Origin of the sequence: Clostridium sp. AF36-4 (assembly GCF_003435975.1) — a bacterium.
In the GTDB taxonomy this organism is placed as follows: Bacteria; Bacillota; Clostridia; order Lachnospirales; family Lachnospiraceae; genus Eubacterium_F.
In genome coordinates, this window is the sequence record NZ_QTVH01000029.1 from 1 (window position 1) to 17389 (window position 17389).

The 17389-nt window shown below is 43.1% G+C and carries 14 protein-coding genes; 12 read left to right on the forward strand and 2 right to left on the reverse strand.

The window, feature by feature from the left end; genetic code table 11:
• Nucleotides 1-490: 490 nt before the first annotated feature.
• From hprK to pfkA, 8 genes are all read left to right on the forward strand, one after another.
• Entirely contained in the window at nt 491-1417 is a 927-nt protein-coding gene (hprK, locus tag DW005_RS11905; protein ID WP_117479718.1) for an HPr(Ser) kinase/phosphatase, read from the forward strand.
• 14 nt (nt 1418-1431) lie between these two features.
• A complete protein-coding gene (locus DW005_RS11910; RefSeq protein WP_117479720.1) occupies nt 1432-2355 on the forward strand; it encodes an ROK family glucokinase in 924 nt (307 codons plus the stop codon).
• A 12-nt stretch (nt 2356-2367) separates the two neighbouring features.
• Nucleotides 2368-3237: a UDP-N-acetylmuramate dehydrogenase gene (gene murB / locus DW005_RS11915; protein ID WP_022377182.1), complete on the forward strand. Its 870-nt coding sequence runs from the start codon at nt 2368-2370 to the stop codon at nt 3235-3237.
• Nucleotides 3238-3258: 21 nt separating this feature from the next.
• Complete coding sequence (rapZ, locus tag DW005_RS11920; protein ID WP_022377183.1) at nt 3259-4152, forward strand: RNase adapter RapZ; 894 nt, start codon at nt 3259-3261, stop codon at nt 4150-4152.
• Nucleotides 4131-5066, forward strand: a complete 936-nt coding sequence (gene whiA, locus DW005_RS11925; protein WP_022377184.1) for a DNA-binding protein WhiA — start codon at nt 4131-4133, stop codon at nt 5064-5066. The genes rapZ and whiA overlap by 22 nt, the downstream gene beginning before the upstream one ends.
• Complete coding sequence (locus DW005_RS11930; RefSeq protein ID WP_022377185.1) at nt 5047-5298, forward strand: HPr family phosphocarrier protein; 252 nt, start codon at nt 5047-5049, stop codon at nt 5296-5298. The genes whiA and DW005_RS11930 overlap by 20 nt, the downstream gene beginning before the upstream one ends.
• 94 nt (nt 5299-5392) lie before the next feature.
• Nucleotides 5393-8860 (forward strand): DNA polymerase III subunit alpha, encoded by a 3468-nt coding sequence (locus DW005_RS11935; RefSeq protein WP_117479722.1) that lies wholly within the window; start codon nt 5393-5395, stop codon nt 8858-8860.
• Nucleotides 8861-8927: 67 nt separating this feature from the next.
• Nucleotides 8928-9905 (forward strand): 6-phosphofructokinase, encoded by a 978-nt coding sequence (pfkA, locus tag DW005_RS11940; RefSeq protein WP_117479724.1) that lies wholly within the window; start codon nt 8928-8930, stop codon nt 9903-9905.
• Nucleotides 9906-9973: 68 nt separating this feature from the next.
• On the opposite strand, the gene DW005_RS11945 is transcribed toward pfkA, so the two are convergent.
• Nucleotides 9974-10216, reverse strand: a complete 243-nt coding sequence (locus DW005_RS11945; protein WP_022377188.1) for a hypothetical protein — start codon at nt 10214-10216, stop codon at nt 9974-9976.
• Between the two features lie 230 nt (nt 10217-10446).
• On the opposite strand from DW005_RS11945, the gene DW005_RS11950 reads away from it, so the two are divergent.
• From DW005_RS11950 to DW005_RS11965, 4 genes are all read left to right on the forward strand, one after another.
• Nucleotides 10447-10917 carry a DUF6465 family protein gene (locus DW005_RS11950; protein WP_022377189.1) on the forward strand — a complete coding sequence of 157 codons (471 nt, stop codon included), beginning with the start codon at nt 10447-10449 and terminating at the stop codon, nt 10915-10917.
• Between the two features lie 482 nt (nt 10918-11399).
• Entirely contained in the window at nt 11400-12617 is a 1218-nt protein-coding gene (locus tag DW005_RS11955; protein WP_117479726.1) for an LL-diaminopimelate aminotransferase, read from the forward strand.
• 34 nt (nt 12618-12651) lie between these two features.
• Entirely contained in the window at nt 12652-13554 is a 903-nt protein-coding gene (locus DW005_RS11960; protein WP_022377191.1) for a DUF1002 domain-containing protein, read from the forward strand.
• 146 nt (nt 13555-13700) lie between these two features.
• Complete coding sequence (locus DW005_RS11965) at nt 13701-15581, forward strand: oligopeptide transporter, OPT family (protein WP_117479728.1); 1881 nt, start codon at nt 13701-13703, stop codon at nt 15579-15581.
• On the opposite strand, the gene DW005_RS11970 is transcribed toward DW005_RS11965, so the two are convergent.
• The gene (locus DW005_RS11970; RefSeq protein WP_117479729.1) at nt 15582-17339 is read right to left on the reverse strand and encodes a flagellar hook-length control protein FliK; all 1758 of its coding nucleotides are present in this window, start codon (nt 17337-17339) and stop codon (nt 15582-15584) included.
• Between the last annotated feature and the right edge of the window lie 50 nt (nt 17340-17389).

Here is a 17389-nt window from a genome sequence, read left to right on the forward strand (position 1 = left end):
CAGCCATCAAACTGCTACGCCTAAAAAGTCTAACATTTGGGGGTCACATCAAAATGAGAAGAAAGGGTTGTGTTTTTCGTGTGATTTGTCCGAATAAAGTCAGATAATCAGGTGAAAATGCAACCATTTAGGTAAAATTAGGTGAAAAGAGTTGTCTAGAAAGTATGTACCTCTTCACCTCCCCAAAAAACAAAAATCTCACCGCAGAAATATGCGAAGTGTTCGTTACTAGTCTTTTTAGTATTCCAGTAATTTATCAAGAAAAGATTTGTGGAGAGTGGGTACAAACACGTGGGTATCTGGCATGCGTAGTTGGCATGCCGATACCCCTACGCGTTTGTTTAGCGAGAGCACCCACGAAACACAAACTTTTCTTGATAAATTACGGAACCTAAAAAACCAGCAACGAACACTTCCCACAAACTACCGTTGAAAAACGCCCCCCAATATGGTATCATCACAATAGAATATCAGGGAAGGAAGTACTGCCATGTATACAGTGTCTTTAGAAAAATTTATCCAGAAAATGAAAGTCAAAAATCTTACACCGGATGTTGATATTTCGGCGATTGAAATTACGCAGTCAGACGTAAACCGTCCGGCGTTACAGCTTGCGGGTTTTTTTGATTATTTTGACCATCACCGAATCCAGATTATCGGTCAGGTAGAACATACGTATATGGAAAAGCAGGGAATTGAGGAAAGTCTTAAGCAGATGAAACGAATTCTCTCTTACAAAGTTCCGGGCATTGTTTTTTGCCGTGATTTGCCGGTGCCGGAAGAGTTTTTGCAGTTGGCGAACGAATATGAGATTCCGATTTTACAGTCGCACGCTGACACTTCTGCATTTTCCGCTGAGGTTACGAGATGGCTGAAAGTAGAACTGGCACCTAGAATCAGTATTCATGGCGTGCTTGTTGACATTTACGGCGAGGGCGTACTGATTACTGGTGAGAGCGGTATCGGTAAAAGTGAGGTTGCCCTGGAATTGATTCACAGAGGACACCGATTGGTTTCAGATGATGTGGTAGAAATCAAAAAAGTAAGTGATGAGACGCTGATTGGTTCAGCTCCGGATATAACAAGACATTTCATTGAACTGCGAGGCATTGGAATTATTGATGCCAAGACACTCTTTGGTGTAGAAAGTGTAAAAAACACACAGTCGATTGACCTTGTCATTCAGCTGGAAGAGTGGAACAAAGAGCAGGAATATGACCGCATGGGATTGGAAGAGCAGTACATTGAATACCTTGGAAATAAAGTAGTCTGTCATTCGATTCCGATTCGACCGGGACGAAATGTAGCCATTATCTGCGAGTCGGCGGCGGTTAATTACCGACAGAAGAAGATGGGATATAATGCAGCGAGAGAATTGTACAACCGTGTGACGAGTAATAACTTTGGTAAGGCATAGAAAGGACGGATGATATGGCACAGTATTATGTTGGGGTTGATGTGGGAGGAACGACCGTAAAGATGGGAATGTTCTCAGATACCGGAGAACTTTTGGATAAATGGGAAATTCCGACGAGACGAAAAAATAATGGAAAGTATATTCTGTCAGATATTGTAGATAGTATCGAAGAAAAAAGAGAAACCTTTGAGGGAAATATCAAAGGAATCGGTGTTGGTATTCCGGGACCGGTTACTGCTGACGGAACAGTATTAAAATGTGCCAATCTGGGATGGGATGTATTCTCGGTTTCCAACAAACTGGCAAGCTTAACCGGCGTTGGCAATGTAAAAGTTGGAAACGATGCGAATGTAGCTGCGCTTGGTGAGATGTGGAAAGGCGGCGGCAGAGGCTATGACAGTATTGTCATGGTGACACTTGGTACCGGCGTTGGCGGCGGTGTCATTTTACAGGGAAAAATTTTGACCGGCTGTAAAGGTGCCGGTGGAGAAATCGGTCATATGAAAGTTAATATGGATGAAACTCGTGTCTGCGGATGCGGAAACAAAGGCTGTTTGGAGCAGTATGCTTCGGCAACCGGAATTGTGAATATGGCAAAAGAAAATGTACCGGAAGGTTCTTACTTAGCAGATAAAAAAGTTACGGCAAAAGCTGTTTTTGATGGTGCCAAAGAGGGCGATGCTTACTGCATGAAAGTGGTTGAGAAGTTTGGCAGATATTTAGGTGTTGCATTAAGTAATGTTGCTCATGTGGTAGATCCGGAAGCCTTTGTTATTGGCGGCGGGGTATCAGCAGCAGGACAGATTCTTTTAGATGTAGTAGAAAAATATTATAATGAAAATTCCATGTTTGCCTTGAAAAACAAGAGTTTCCACTTGGCAGAACTTGGCAATGATGCCGGCATTTATGGTGCTGTGCGAATGGTGCTTTTTAAATAGAAGGAGAGAAAAATGATTCGACTGGAACAGGAACCGCTGCGGACTCATACGACATTTCGGATTGGCGGACCGGCAGCGTACTATTTCATACCGGAGCGAGAAGAAGAAATTATTGAGGCACTGGATTTTGCAAAAGAAAAAGGACTTTCTTACTATGTGATTGGAAAGGGAAGTAATATGCTCTTTTCCGATGACGGTTTTGATGGTGTTATCATTGAAATTGGAAAGGGATTGGAAAAAATAGAAATCTCAGATGATGGTGTTGTGACGGCACAGGCTGGTGTTTCGTTAGCTTATATGGCATCTCGATTGGCTTCAAAAGGGTTAAAGGGTTTTGCCTTTGCCGGAGGAATTCCGGGAACATTAGGCGGAGGTGTTGCGATGAATGCCGGTGCCTATGGTGGAGAAATCAAAGATTGCATTGTGAGTGCAAAAGTATTGACAAAAGAGGGTGAGCGCGTTGTCCTTAAGAAAGAAGACTTGCAGCTTTCCTATCGAAACAGTGTGATTCTTCAAAAAGGCTATTTGGTTTTAGAGGCAACATTTTCTTTTGAAAAGGGAAATCCGGCAGAAATTCAGGAAGAAATCAAAGAGTTAAATAAAAGACGCCGCGAAAAACAGCCGTTAGAGTACCCGAGTGCAGGCAGCACATTTAAACGTCCGGAGGGATATTTTGCCGGAAAACTGATTGAAGATGCAGGACTTAGGGGATACCGTGTGGGTGACGCGCAGGTTTCCGAAAAGCATTGCGGCTTTGTGGTAAACCGCGGTGAGGCGACTGCCAAAGATGTGGCGCAGTTAATAAGTGATGTGCAGAATCGTGTGATGGATGAATTTGGCGTTAAGTTAGAGCCGGAAGTCCGCATGATTGGTTTTGAATAATAAGAAAAGGGGGAACTTTGCATGAGATTTGTCATAGTAACCGGGATGAGTGGCTCCGGAAAGAGTTCCGTAATGAAAATATTAGAAGATGATGGATATTTCTGTGTGGATAACCTGCCGTTGTCTTTACTGCCTACGTTGATTCAATTGACGGAGGATTCCAGCGAGGAAATTGAGCGGGTGGCACTTGGCATTGACATCCGTGGCGGATATCGTTCGTTAAAAGAAGCCGCTCATGTACTGGATGATTTAAAAAGCAGAGGTTATACGCTGGAAATTTTATTTTTGGAAGCGTCAACGTCAGTTCTTGTAAAGCGCTATAAAGAGACAAGAAGAATGCATCCGCTGGCACAGGGCGGCCGCATGGATAAAGCAATTGAAGATGAGAGAGCACTTCTTTCCGAACTGAAAAAAAGGGCGGACTACATCATTGATACAACGACACTTTTGATACGTGAATTGAAACAGGAGATTGACCGCATTTTTGTGGAGCATGAGGATTTTTGCAACTTTTATCTCACATTTGTTTCTTTTGGATTTAAGTATGGAATTCCTTCGGATGCCGATTTGGTTTTTGACGTGAGATTTTTACCGAACCCTTTTTATGTGGATGAATTAAAACCACTTACCGGAGATGACAAGCCGGTATACGATTATGTTATGAGTTCACCAAAGGCAGTTGAGTTTAGAAACAAAATGAAAGATATGCTTGATTTTCTGATTCCAAACTACATTGCGGAGGGAAAAACGCAGTTGGTGATTGCAATTGGCTGTACGGGCGGCAAGCATCGTTCCGTGACATTAACCAATGCGATGTATGAGGAGTATGCAAACACGGAATATGGCTGCAAGAAAGAGCATAGAGATATAGAGAAGGACCGGTTAAGATATATATGTCGTTCGCAGGAAAAGTAAAAGAAGAACTGCTTGGGCAAATGGGAAAAGCAAGACATTGCCAGTTAGCAGAACTGGCGGCGTTTTTTGCCGTGTGTGGGCAGATTTACATGAATGAAGAAGGTGAATGTCAGGTTAAGTTTGTGACAGAAAACTTGACAGTTGCGAAGAAATGCTATATGTTAGTTAAGAGAGTCTTTCATATTGTGCCGGATGTGTCCGTAAGCGGACATCATCAATATTCACTTTTTCTATTGGAAGATGAAGATGCAAGGGACTTTATGAAAGCAATTCGAGTGCAGGAATATTCGCCATTTTCGGTGGAGTGTATTGGACAAAAAGCCTGTTGCAACCGGGCTTTTTTAAGGGGAGTCTTTTTGACAAGTGGTTCCGTTACCGACCCAAACAGTGGGTATCATTTGGAAATCGCAGCTGGAGATAGAGAACATGCTGCTCGGATTTTGGAGATTATGGGTATTTTTGGAATTGAGGCAAAAACGATAGAAAGAAAGCATAATTTTGTCGTATACATGAAAGAAGGAGCGGCGATTGTTGATTTTTTGAATGTTGTCGGTGCGCACAAGGCACTGATGGAATTTGAAAATGTTCGCATTTTGAAAGAAATGCGAAATTCCATTAACCGTCAGGTAAATTGTGAGACCGCAAACATTAAGAAGACGGTTTCGGCAGCAGCAAGACAGACGGAAGACATCCGTTATATTCATGATACGATAGGCTTTGGTAATTTATCTGAGAATTTGTCGCAGATTGCGAAATTACGTCTGGAGAATCCGGATGTTTCGCTGAAAGAATTGGGACAGATGTTAGAACCGCCAATTGGAAAATCCGGGGTGAACCACCGATTGCGCAAATTAAGTGAGATAGCACAAGGACTGCGATTACAAGGAGGAAAACATGATAAGGAAGAACATTGACGTCAGTTTAGGTGAGGATGGAGCAAGACCAATTGCTATGCTGGTTCAATTAGCAAGCCAGTATGTGAGTAACATTGAAATCCATCGTGATACTATGACAGTAAATGCAAAAAGTATTATGGGCATGATGACACTGGGACTCGCAAAGGGACAAAAGCTGGAGCTTCTTATTGACGGGGAAGACGAAGAGACTGCTATGAAAGAGATGGAGAATTACCTGACCGGAAATTAGCAGATAAGAAATAGTAATGGTTACAGGCTACTGTCCGAACCGGGATGTTACGGTTTGTATAGCGGCCTTTTTATTTTAGTGAATGGGGGATACCATGGAATTTACGCATTTGCATGTACATACGGAATATAGTTTGTTAGATGGCTCCAGTAAAATCAAGGAGCTTGTGAGTCGTGCCAAAGAATTGGGAATGGATAGTCTGGCAATTACCGACCATGGCGTGATGTATGGCGTGGTTGATTTTTACCGTGCGGCAAAAGCAGCAGGAATTAATCCGGTTTTGGGATGTGAAATTTATGTGGCACCCGGTTCACGCTTTGACAGGGAAGCAGGAAATGCAAAAGAAAGCCGTTATCATCATTTGGTGCTTTTAGCAGAGAATGATATAGGATATGCAAATCTTGTTAAAATTGTTTCCCGTGGTTTTACAGAAGGATTTTATTATAAACCGCGAGTGGATTATGATGTGTTAGAAAAATATCATGAGGGAATTATTGCGCTGAGTGCATGCCTCGCAGGTTCAATTCCAAGTTTTCTGCGCCGTGGGCTATATGATGAGGCAAAGCAGGAAGCGTACCGGTTACAGGGGATTTTTGGTGAAAATAATTTCTTTTTAGAACTTCAGGATCATGGTATTCCGGATCAGAAGACGGTCAATCAGGGACTGCTTCGTCTGCATCAGGAGACAGGGATCGATTTGGTGGCGACGAACGACGTCCACTACATTTACGATTCGGATGCAGAAGCACACGACATTCTTTTATGCATTCAGACCGGAAAGAAGGTCAGTGATACCGACCGTATGCGCTACGAGGGCGGACAGTATTATTTGAAATCCGTTGGGGAGATGGAGGCATTATTTCCGTATGCTAAAGAGGCGATTGAAAACACTCATAAAATCGCCGAGAGATGTCATGTTGAAATTGAGTTTGGTGATTATAAATTGCCGCACTTTGATGTGCCGGAGGGAGAGACTTCTGAAAGCTACCTGCGAAAACTCTGTAAAGAGGGGCTTTATAAACGTTATCCAAAGGAGCAGGCAGAGCAGTTGGAAGAGCGGTTAAATTACGAGCTTGATACCATTTCCACGATGGGATTTGTTGATTACTTTTTGATTGTTTGGGATTTTATTAAATATGCCAAAGACCATGGAATTCCGGTAGGCCCGGGACGTGGTTCGGCAGCCGGCTCTTTGGTGGCGTATTCTTTGAATATTACGGATTTGATTGATCCGATTAAATATAACCTTTTGTTTGAGCGTTTTCTAAATCCGGAACGTGTGACGATGCCGGATATTGATATTGACTTCTGCTATGAAAGACGTCAGGAAGTTATTGATTATGTAACGAGAAAATACGGAGCCGACCACGTGGTGCAGATTGTAACATTTGGTACGATGTCAGCGCGTATGGTAATCCGCGATGTCGGACGTGTGTTAGACCTTCCGTATGCGTATGTAGATAGTGTGGCAAAGGCGATTCCAATGGAGCTTGGTATTACGATTGCAAAAGCGATGAAAATGAATCCGGAACTGCGCACGATGTACGAAACGGATGATTCGGCGAAGAAACTGATTGATATGGCAATGCGTTTAGAGGGACTTCCGCGACATACTTCTGTTCATGCGGCGGGGGTTGTAATCAGTCCAAAACCGGTCGATGAATTCGTTCCGCTATCAAGGGCTTCGGATGGCAACATTACGACGCAGTACACGATGGTAACGTTAGAGGAATTAGGTCTTTTGAAAATGGATTTTCTGGGACTTCGTACGCTGACGGTAATCCAGAATGCGATTCATGGTGCATTTGATGTACACGACATTGACTATAATGATAAAGAAGTATTTGATATGATAAGTTCCGGACACACAGAAGGCGTGTTCCAGTTAGAAAGTGCGGGGATGAAAAACTTCATGAAAGAGTTAAAGCCGCACAGTATGGAAGATATTATCGCGGGAATTTCTTTGTATCGTCCGGGACCGATGGATTTTATTCCAAAATATATAGAGGGAAAAAATAATCAGGATAATATTCAGTATGACTGCAAGGAACTAGAGCCGATTTTAGCACCGACCTATGGCTGTATTGTCTATCAGGAGCAGGTTATGCAGATTGTGCGTGATCTGGCCGGGTACAGTTATGGGCGAAGCGACCAGGTGCGCCGCGCCATGTCTAAGAAAAAAGCAGATGTCATGGAGAAAGAAAAGAATTATTTCATCTATGGCAATGAAGAAATTGGCGTGGAAGGCTGCATTAAGCGGGGAATCCCGGAAGAAGTGGCAATTAAAATATTTGATGATATGACCGATTTTGCGAAATATGCGTTTAACAAATCGCATGCGGCGGCTTACGCTGTCGTTTCATATCAGACAGCATATCTAAAATGTCATTATCCGGTTGATTTTATGGCGGCGTTGATGACCTCTTTTATGGAGCATACCGGGAAAATTACGGAGTACATTATGAACTGCCGTAAAATGGGAATTGAAATTCTGCCACCGGATATCAACGAGGGAGAGTATCGTTTTACGCCGTATGAAGGAAATATCCGCTATGGACTTGCTGCTATCAAGGGAGTCGGCAGACCGGTTATTGATGAAATTGTCGCAGAGCGCAAGCTTGGCGGCAGATACCGCTCGTTGAAAGACTTCTGCATGCGCTTGTCCGGAAAATCGGTGAATAAACGAACTGTTGAAAGTTTTATTAAGTCGGGCGCACTTGACAGCCTGCCGGGTACCAGAAAGCAGAAAATGTATTCTTACATCAGCATTATGGATGGTGTAAATCAGGAGAAGAAAGGAACGCTTTCCGGTCAGATGTCCTTGTTTGATTTTGCTAGTCCGGAGGAACAAAAAGAGTTAGAAGTAAAAATGCCGGATGTAGGTGAATACGAAAAAGAAGAAATTTTAGGTTTTGAAAAAGAAGTGCTGGGTGTGTATATCAGTGGCCATCCGCTGGAAGAATATGTGGCAACATTAGAGAAAAATATTACACGTACGACGGCTGACTTTGAAGTGGTTGACGGCGAGACGGAGCCGAAAGTGAAAGACCAGGAGAGAGCGGTTATCGGCGGTATGATTACCGGACGAACGGTAAAAGCAACCCGTACGAATAACATGATGGCATTTCTTACGGTAGAAGATTTGTATGGAACGGTAGAAGTCATTGTCTTTCCACGCGATTATGAAAAATACCGCACACTTTTAGAGGAAGATGCAAAAGTATTTATTCAAGGCCGTGTGACTGTTGAAGAGGACAAGCCTGCGAAACTTATTTGCTCCGGTGTTGTGCCATTTGATGCCGTGGAAAAAGAACTGTGGATTCAATTTCCAACACGTGCGGATTATGAAGAAGCAGAGCAGACTTTATTTGCCATTCTTGGAAATTACGATGGCACGGAAAATGTTTATATTTATTTGTCGAAAGACCGTGCGAGAAAACTTTTGCCAAAGAGCCGGTGCACGAAAGTATGCAAAGAATTGCTGTCGGAATTGTATACTAAATTTGGCGAGGATAATGTGAAAGTCACGGAAAAGAGTATTGAAAAAAAATTCCGGGCATAGTAAAATATACATGTATGAGAAATGATAAATGAAATAGATAAAACATATAATTGGAGGAAATCGGATTATGGCGAAAAAGGTAACGACAATTGGTGTATTAACAAGTGGTGGCGATGCGCCGGGAATGAATGCTGCGATTCGTGCAGTAGTCAGAGCCGGTATTTCCAGTGGTCTGAAAGTAAAGGGTATCCGTCGTGGATATGCAGGACTTTTGGAAGAGGATATTATTGACATGGACACGATGAGCGTTACTGATATTGTTCAGCGTGGCGGCACAATTTTATTTACTTCTCGCTGTAAAGAGATGATGACACCGGAAGGCCAGCAGAAAGCTGCTGACATCTGCCGCAAACATGGCATTGATGGTATGGTTGTAATCGGTGGTGACGGTTCTTTCCGTGGAGCACAGAAACTTTCGGCAAATGGAATTAACACAATTGGTATCCCGGGAACCATTGACCTGGATATTGCCTGTACCGAATACACGATTGGATTTGATACTGCCTGCAACACGGCAATGGAAGCCATTGATAAGGTTCGTGATACTTCCGCTTCCCATGAGCGATGCAGTATCATTGAGGTAATGGGAAGAACGGCCGGACACATTGCATTATGGTGTGGTATTTCCAACGGTTCCGAGTATGTTTTGATTCCGGAGCGTGCTGAGGAAAACGATGAAGAGGAAATTATTAAAAAGATTATGTCAAAGCGTCGTATCGGAAAGAAACATCATATTATTGTAAATGCAGAAGGTGTTGGTCATTCTCATGAAATGGCAAAACGAATTGAAGCTGCAACCGGCATTGAGACGCGTGCAACGGTGATTGGGCATATCCAGCGTGGCGGAAATCCTTCTTGTCGTGACCGTGTATACGCATCAGCAATGGGAGCAAGAGCTGTTGATCTTTTATTGAAAGGTCAAACAAATCGTGTAGTTGCATATAAAAATGGCGAATTTACTGATTTTGATATTGACTATGCATTGCAGATGACAAAAGATATTGACGAGCACTTGTATAGTATGACAAAACGCCTTTCACGATAATTGGTATGGTATAGAAAAAGAACTCATAGACCATCTGGTTTATGAGTTCTTTGTGTTATGATGAATTTTTATTCTTCTTCCATGTCATCCGGAACTAATGTATCGTCTGCTTCTTCTGATTCTTCATCCGGTGAGAGTGTCACGTAGTCGCGGTCGTCATCGTCCTCATCATAAAGGTCATTGTCAAAATCGTCGTCATCGTAATCATCCAGATAATCTTTCATCAGAACATTTTTCAAGAAATACAATATACCACCTACTGCTGCTGCAACTGCAGTCAGACCAAGGAGGAATTTTACAAATTTTTTCATTTTAATATCCTTCCTTTCTTACGCATTTATTATATCCATTGCGCTAGTATTTATCCTTATTTTACGTGATAGAAGAAAAAAAGTAAAGAGTTTTTGGTGAAAGTGTATGTATTTATTTGACAAACAGCTTTTTTTTAGTCATAATAGCAATTGTAAAGAATTAATAAAACATGTATAATATTTTACATATTATGATACAATGTTTTATCAGAAGTAATGGAGGGATTCAGATGACTACGAACAAGGCAAACAAAGTATCAAAAACAACAACAGCAAAAACTGCAGCAAAGCCAGCTGTAAAACCGGTCGCTAAACCGGCAGTAAAAACAACAGCAGCTCCTGCAAAAGAAGAGCCGAAAAAAGAAGCAGTAAAGCCGGTTGCTGAGGAAGAAAAACCAGTAGCAAAAACAACGGCTGCAAAGACGGCCAGAAAGACAACAAGAAAACCGAGAAAAACAAGTAAAGCTACGATTCGCAAGACAGCAGCTACTGTTGACTCAGAAGTTTTTGTTCAGATTTACGGACAGGAATTTTCCCAGCAGGAAATTATGGAAAAAGTTGTGGCAGCATGGGAAGCAGAAGGAAAGAAAATTACATCTATTAAAAGAGCAAAATTGTATGTAAAACCGGAAGAAGGAAAAGCTTATTATGTAGTAAATGAAGGCTTGAAAAACGGTTCTACAGGTGCTGTAGATTTATAAAGATTACAAAAAGGAATCCAACGGGTTACGAGACGGGATAACGCTTCGCGTTATAGTCTCATACCCCGTTGGATTTTTTTGTTTCATAGTGGCAATAGGGGGGAGAAATATTTGTGATGATAGTTAGGCGGTAACTTTATATAAATGTGAATGGAACGGTTGCGACCAATTAAGAGCAGAAAATATAAGTTTGTATCAATGTGTATTGCCAATTTATTTGGATTCCAGTAATTCCGTAGAAAAACTTTGTGACTCGTGGGTTTGAGTACGTCGGTATGTGGCGCTGGTAGTTTCAGTGTCCATACCGCTACGCACTCAACAAACGGGAGTGCCCACGAGACGCAAAGCTTTTCTACGGAATTACGGAAAACAAAAAAAGTGCCAACACCCACTTGACGCAAACTTACACTCTCCCGCGCTTGCATTAGCAGGCGTTTTCGTGTAAAATGTCAATGACATAACTACAGACAGGAGGCATAAAAATGTTTAAAGTAAATGATAACTATTTAAAGCTGCCGGGCAGTTATCTTTTTTCTACGATTGGAAAAAAAGTAGCCGCTTACAAGGAAGCGAATCCCGACAAAGAAGTCATTAGTTTAGGAATCGGCGATGTAACACAGCCTTTGGCACCGGCGGTAATCGATGCTCTTCATAGTGCGGTAGATGAGATGAGCAAAGCAGAAACATTCCACGGTTATGCACCGGATCTTGGATATGAATTTCTGCGCCGTGCAATTGCTGATAACGATTACAAATCCCGTGGTGTTGACATTGCACTTGATGAGATTTTTGTCAGCGATGGTGCAAAAAGTGATTCCGGAAACATTGTTGATATATTTTCTCAGGACAATGTAATTGCCGTTACAGACCCGGTTTATCCGGTTTATGTTGACAGTAATGCAATGTCTGGAAAGACCGGAGAATATCTGAAAGATAAAGAGTGCTGGTCAAATGTAATTTATATGCCATGTACGGCAGAAAATAATTTTGTGCCGGAACTTCCGGAGAAGACACCGGATATTATTTACATCTGCTGTCCAAACAACCCAACGGGTACAACGCTGACAAAAGAGCAGCTTCAGAAGTGGGTTGATTATGCAAACGAAAAGAAAGCCGTTATCATTTATGACGCTGCCTATGAAGCATACATTTCTGAAACGGATGTGCCACACAGCATTTATGAGTGTGACGGCGCAAAAACCTGTGCGATTGAGATGAGAAGTTTCTCAAAAAATGCCGGATTTACCGGAACCCGTCTTGGATTTACAATTGTGCCAAAACAGCTTGTTGACAGCAATGGAACGATGCTTAACAGCCTTTGGGCAAGACGCCATGGAACAAAATTCAATGGTGCACCATACATCATTCAGCGTGCTGGTGAAGCAGTGTACAGCGAAGCAGGCAAAGCACAGACAAAAGAGCAGATTGCTTATTATATGAATAATGCCAAAGAAATCAGAAACGCACTTTCCGGTATGGGATATACTGTATTTGGCGGTGTAAATGCCCCATATATCTGGCTTCAGACACCGGATGGCATGAAATCATGGGATTTCTTTGATATGCTGTTGGAGAAAGCAAATGTAGTAGGAACACCTGGTTCCGGATTCGGACCAAGTGGAGAAGGATATTTCAGACTGACTGCTTTTGGTTCAGCTGAAAATACGAAAAAAGCATTGGAGCGAATTAAAGCTTTGTAAAAAGCAGACCGGGGAAAGGAAGATAGGTGATACGATGAAACAATCCATTCGTTTGGCACTGGTTAGTGCCCTTGCATTAGTTTTGTGCCTTGTGCCGGGAAAATATACGTTTGCCGATTCGGTGTCGGTAAAACCATTTCTCGCATTTGGTGCAGATTTATCAACGAAAGAAAAAGCGCAGGTAATGAAGCAGTTTGGAATTACAAATGAAGAACTCGCAGATTATCAGACAATCACAGTGACAAACAAGGAAGAGCATCAGTATCTGGATGAATATCTTGCTTCCAAAGTAATTGGAACGAGAGCGTTATCGTCGGTTATGATTGAAGAGGCAGATGCCGGCAGCGGAATCGAGGTAGAGACACATAATATTTCTTTCTGCAGCAAGGAAATGTATACGAATGCCCTTGTGACCGCCGGAATTTCGGATGCCAAAGTGACGGTTGCCGGACCATTTCCGATTTCCGGTACAGCTGCTTTGGTTGGTGCGATGAAGGCTTACGGTGAAATGACCGGCGAAGGAGTCGATGAGGCGAGTTCCGATGCAGCGACCAATGAGCTGGTAGCAACGAGTGAGCTGGCAAACGACATCGGTAAGGAAAAGGCTGCTCAGTTTGTGGCACTTTTGAAAGACAAAGTAGTCAGCGGCGATTTGACATCGGAAGATGAAATAAAAGACGCAATTAATGAAGCAGAAAAAGAATTGAATGTTTCCATTGATGATGAGATGAAAACCAAGATGGTTTCGTTGATGAAAAAGATTGGCGGACTGGATTTAGACCTTGGTAAAATTCAAAATCAAGCGCAGAATGTCTATGATAAAATTAAAGACATGGGAATTGATTTGGATGATGCCAAAGGAATCTGGGCGAAAATCTGTGATTTCTTTGTCATGATAGGAAATGCAATTGCTGACTTCTTCTCGAATTTGTTCTAAGTAAAATCAGGAAAAATTTAAAACTGTAATATGAAAAACTGCTGTCTTAGAAAAAATACTATGGCAGCAGTTTTTTTTGCCGTCAGGAATAGAAATATTAGTAATTTGGGTATGCTAACAAGAAAACAAGTACTGGAGGCATAGCTTTGGAAAAGGAAAAAGAAGAGTTTAAGCCCTTTGTTCCGGCGGAAAAAGAAATGAAAGAATTTAGCATAACCGCTGTGATTGTCGGTGTTTTGTTAGCCGTTGTTTTTGGTGCGGCAAATGCATACCTTGGACTCCGCGTGGGAATGACGGTGTCAGCGTCAATTCCGGCGGCAGTTGTATCGATGGGGATTTTGCGTGGTTTGCTGCGTCGCAATTCCATTTTGGAAAGTAATCTGGTGCAGACAATTGGATCGGCAGGAGAGTCATTAGCGGCAGGTGCTATTTTTACATTGCCGGCGTTGTTTTTGTGGGCAGAAGAAGGAAAGGCGGAATCCCCGGATTTGTTCACCATCACAACACTTGCTCTGTGTGGAGGTGTCCTTGGTGTGTTATTTATGGTTCCGCTTCGCAAGGCACTAATTGTAAAAGAACATGGGGTGCTGCCATATCCCGAAGGAACAGCGTGTGCAGATGTATTGTTAGCTGGTGAAGAGGGCGGAAGCGGTGCAAAAACTGTTTTCTTTGGTATGGGATTTGCCGCGCTGATTAAGTATATAGTAGATGGGATGAAAATAATTCCCGCAGCGGTTATGGTTCCGGTGCGTTCGTTGAAGACATTGTTTTCCGTGCAGGTATATCCGGCACTGATTGGCGTTGGTTATATTTGTGGAATCCGAATTGCCTCATATATGTTTGCGGGAGCGGTTCTTGGCTGGTTTGTTTTGATTCCTGCAATTGTGTCTTTTGGCGGTGAAAGCATTTTGTATCCCGGTACAGTGCCAATCACCACTCTTTATAACGAGGGCGGGGCAAGTGCTATCTGGAGTTCTTATATCCGATATATTGGAGCGGGAGCTGTGGCGGCAGGAGGCATTATTAGTCTGGTGAAAACTCTGCCACTTTTATTTTCCACTTTTTATGAAGCAGTGAAGGCAGCACGAAGTGGAAAAGAAAAAAGCGAAAAGCGAACGGAGAGAGATTTAGATATTCGGGTTGTCATTGGAGGAATTGTTCTGTTTGCATTACTCATTTGGCTTGTTCCGGCACTTCCGATTTCGTTTTCCGGGGCATGGCTTGTCATTTTATTTGGCTTTTTCTTTGCAACCGTATCTTCGCGCATGGTCGGACTGGTGGGCAGCAGCAACAATCCGGTTTCCGGTATGACGATTGCCACTTTATTACTCGTGACGGCATGGTTAAAGGCGACAAATACCATCGGTATGCCGGGGATGATAGCAGCAATTTCGATTGCCTCGGTAATTTGCATTGTGGCGGCACTTGCCGGTGATACTTCGCAGGATTTAAAAACAGGTTTTTTACTGGGGGCAACGCCGAGACGCCAGCAGATTGGCGAACTGATTGGTGTGGCGGTGTCGGCAGTTACGATTGGCGGTGTAATGATGCTTTTAAATCATGCGTGGCAGTTTGGCAGTGAGGCGTTAGCGGCACCGCAGGCAACTCTTATGAAAATGATTACCGAGGGTGTCATGGAGGGAAATCTTCCGTGGACACTGATTTTTATTGGCGTTTTTATCGGCGTGGCGGTTGAATTTATGGGCGTTCCGGTTCTTCCGGTGGCAATTGGACTGTATCTGCCGTTTGAATTATCGGCTTCGATTTTGGTGGGAGGAATTTTGCGTTATGTTTCATCTGGGAAAAAGAAAGATGACGAAGGAGGAATTTTATTTTGCTCCGGTCTGATTGCGGGGGAGGGACTGATGGGTATTGTCCTTGCTCTTTTGGCGGTCTTTGGAAAAAGTGAGAAAATTGATTTGTCCCATTGGATGGATACCGGAATTTTCGGTGCCGCGGCACTTGTGTTTGTGATTGCTGCCTGTATCCTGATTTCTGCAAGAGAAAAGAAAAAGCCTGCGGACTGATTACGCCCGCAGGTCAAAATTGTATCGTTTCATATCACCGATTGGTGCCTTGTTTGTTGCCAGAAAATCATTGACAATATCGACTTCTTTTTCTTTGAGCGAAAGTTCGGAGGTGCAGGCATAACCCTGTGCGTTAATGGCATCCTGCAAAAGTTCTACATTGCGCTCGAATAAATGAAGTGTATCTTTTTCAGAAACAAAAAAGTTTAACGAAACCGCAGTGTTTTCTTTGGCAATCCGGATATCCAAGGTGCCAAGGTGCTCCATGTCAAGGTGGAGCAGAACTTTTAAGTTATCCGGGTTCTTTTTCAAGGCTTCCTTGCGTGTCATCACATACAAATCTGCATGTGCATTTTGATTTTGCAGTTTAATCGGAAGCTGAATATAAGGAAATGTCTCATTTAGCGTTTTCATAAAGTTTAGGTTTTCTGTCATATCGGAGGCAGAAGATGAAAGTTTGCTAAAGACATCTTTGCCTAACACGGTTTGACTGAAATGAGAGAGCGTTTCCCACTCTTTTGCCATTTTCTCATATGTTTCCGTGAGCGCACCGGGCTCTTTTAGCTGTTTTGGCGAAATCGTCCAGTTGGAAAGAAACTGTCCCTTAACAAGTTTTCGAAAGGCGTCCGAGGATATAAGTTTTCCTGCCTGCCCATCGGTGAGGTTAGGAAGCATTTGTTTTATCTCGGTTAGAAAACGGCTGACCGAAAGTGTACCATCGGCAAGCTGTTTTTTTGCGGCTTCGGAAAAAGGAAGGTCACGTAACTGCTCGTGGACTGCTGCGCGTTCTTCCTCCGGGAGATAGGCACCTACTTCTTCTTTGGAAAAAGTGGGATTTTCCGGTTCCGGCGTGTTTTTTGATCCCACGGATTCGGTCAAATTGTTAATCAGATTTTTTACCCGCAAAAAAGGGGTGGAAGTTTCTGCGCCCGCTGTGCCATTGCTGCCATCTTGAACGGGATTTCCCGTGGTGTTTGCAGCTTCTTCACCGGTTTCCGGGATAGGTGCTTCTGAATTTTCCTCGGCGGATACGGCAGCGGTCTCGTTTGCCTGCTCAGTCATTTTCGGCACGGTCACACCCTCTAACGCTAAGTCTAAGAGAGCGGAAGCAGTTTCTTTTGCCAATGCAGGAACCTGATTGCCGATTGCGTGAAGCATATCACCAATCGAATCGGTGAGCGCATCCATTTTATATAATAACTGGTGTGTCTGGTTCTGATAGTTCTCAAACTGGAGAACGGACTCGTTTGTCATCGGCAGTCCCAGACATTTCATCGTGATGACGGAGTGAACGTCGGCTTCCGGGTACTGGGCACACAATTGAATGGATGCCATAATGTTTTCACGGCTGATGGACTGGCTATTGCTAAGAAGACTGCGCACCACATCCAGATTACGCGGAGAGCGTGGAAGCAGCGCTTCCTCAAGTGCCTGGGCAATGGTATCTTCCATATTTAACAAATAGGCTCCTGTAGTCGCTTTCATGTAAATGGTGTTATTTTCAAGACCGGTAATCAGAAAAGCAGCCTTTTGTCCGATGGAATACTGATTGGCATCGGGAAGCTGGCCGGTAAAGGATGATCCGTCTTCCATGGAAAGGGTAATGTCATTTCCGTGGATATCACTAATGACACCCCGCAGTGTCTGCCCCTCACGCAGGTGCAGTGTGGAATTTCCGGAGCGGTAGGTTCTTGTCTGGGAACGGATTCCCTGCGAGGAACCACCATTGTTCTGAATGGAATTACTGATAATTGGCATAGCGCTCTCCTTTCTTTTTGTGAAAACATTTTACCTTTTGACCCTAATAC

Coding starts and splice junctions, on each gene's coding strand:
- DW005_RS11930 (WP_022377185.1), top strand. CDS start 5,047: ATGATAAGGAAGAACATTGACGTCAGTTTAGGTGAGGATGGAGCAAGA.
- DW005_RS11910 (WP_117479720.1), top strand. CDS start 1,432: ATGGCACAGTATTATGTTGGGGTTGATGTGGGAGGAACGACCGTAAAG.
- pfkA (WP_117479724.1), top strand. CDS start 8,928: ATGGCGAAAAAGGTAACGACAATTGGTGTATTAACAAGTGGTGGCGAT.
- DW005_RS11960 (WP_022377191.1), top strand. CDS start 12,652: ATGAAACAATCCATTCGTTTGGCACTGGTTAGTGCCCTTGCATTAGTT.
- hprK (WP_117479718.1), top strand. CDS start 491: ATGTATACAGTGTCTTTAGAAAAATTTATCCAGAAAATGAAAGTCAAA.
- whiA (WP_022377184.1), top strand. CDS start 4,131: ATGTCGTTCGCAGGAAAAGTAAAAGAAGAACTGCTTGGGCAAATGGGA.
- DW005_RS11935 (WP_117479722.1), top strand. CDS start 5,393: ATGGAATTTACGCATTTGCATGTACATACGGAATATAGTTTGTTAGAT.
- rapZ (WP_022377183.1), top strand. CDS start 3,259: ATGAGATTTGTCATAGTAACCGGGATGAGTGGCTCCGGAAAGAGTTCC.
- murB (WP_022377182.1), top strand. CDS start 2,368: ATGATTCGACTGGAACAGGAACCGCTGCGGACTCATACGACATTTCGG.
- DW005_RS11945 (WP_022377188.1), bottom strand. CDS start 10,216: ATGAAAAAATTTGTAAAATTCCTCCTTGGTCTGACTGCAGTTGCAGCA.
- DW005_RS11955 (WP_117479726.1), top strand. CDS start 11,400: ATGTTTAAAGTAAATGATAACTATTTAAAGCTGCCGGGCAGTTATCTT.
- DW005_RS11970 (WP_117479729.1), bottom strand. CDS start 17,339: ATGCCAATTATCAGTAATTCCATTCAGAACAATGGTGGTTCCTCGCAG.
- DW005_RS11950 (WP_022377189.1), top strand. CDS start 10,447: ATGACTACGAACAAGGCAAACAAAGTATCAAAAACAACAACAGCAAAA.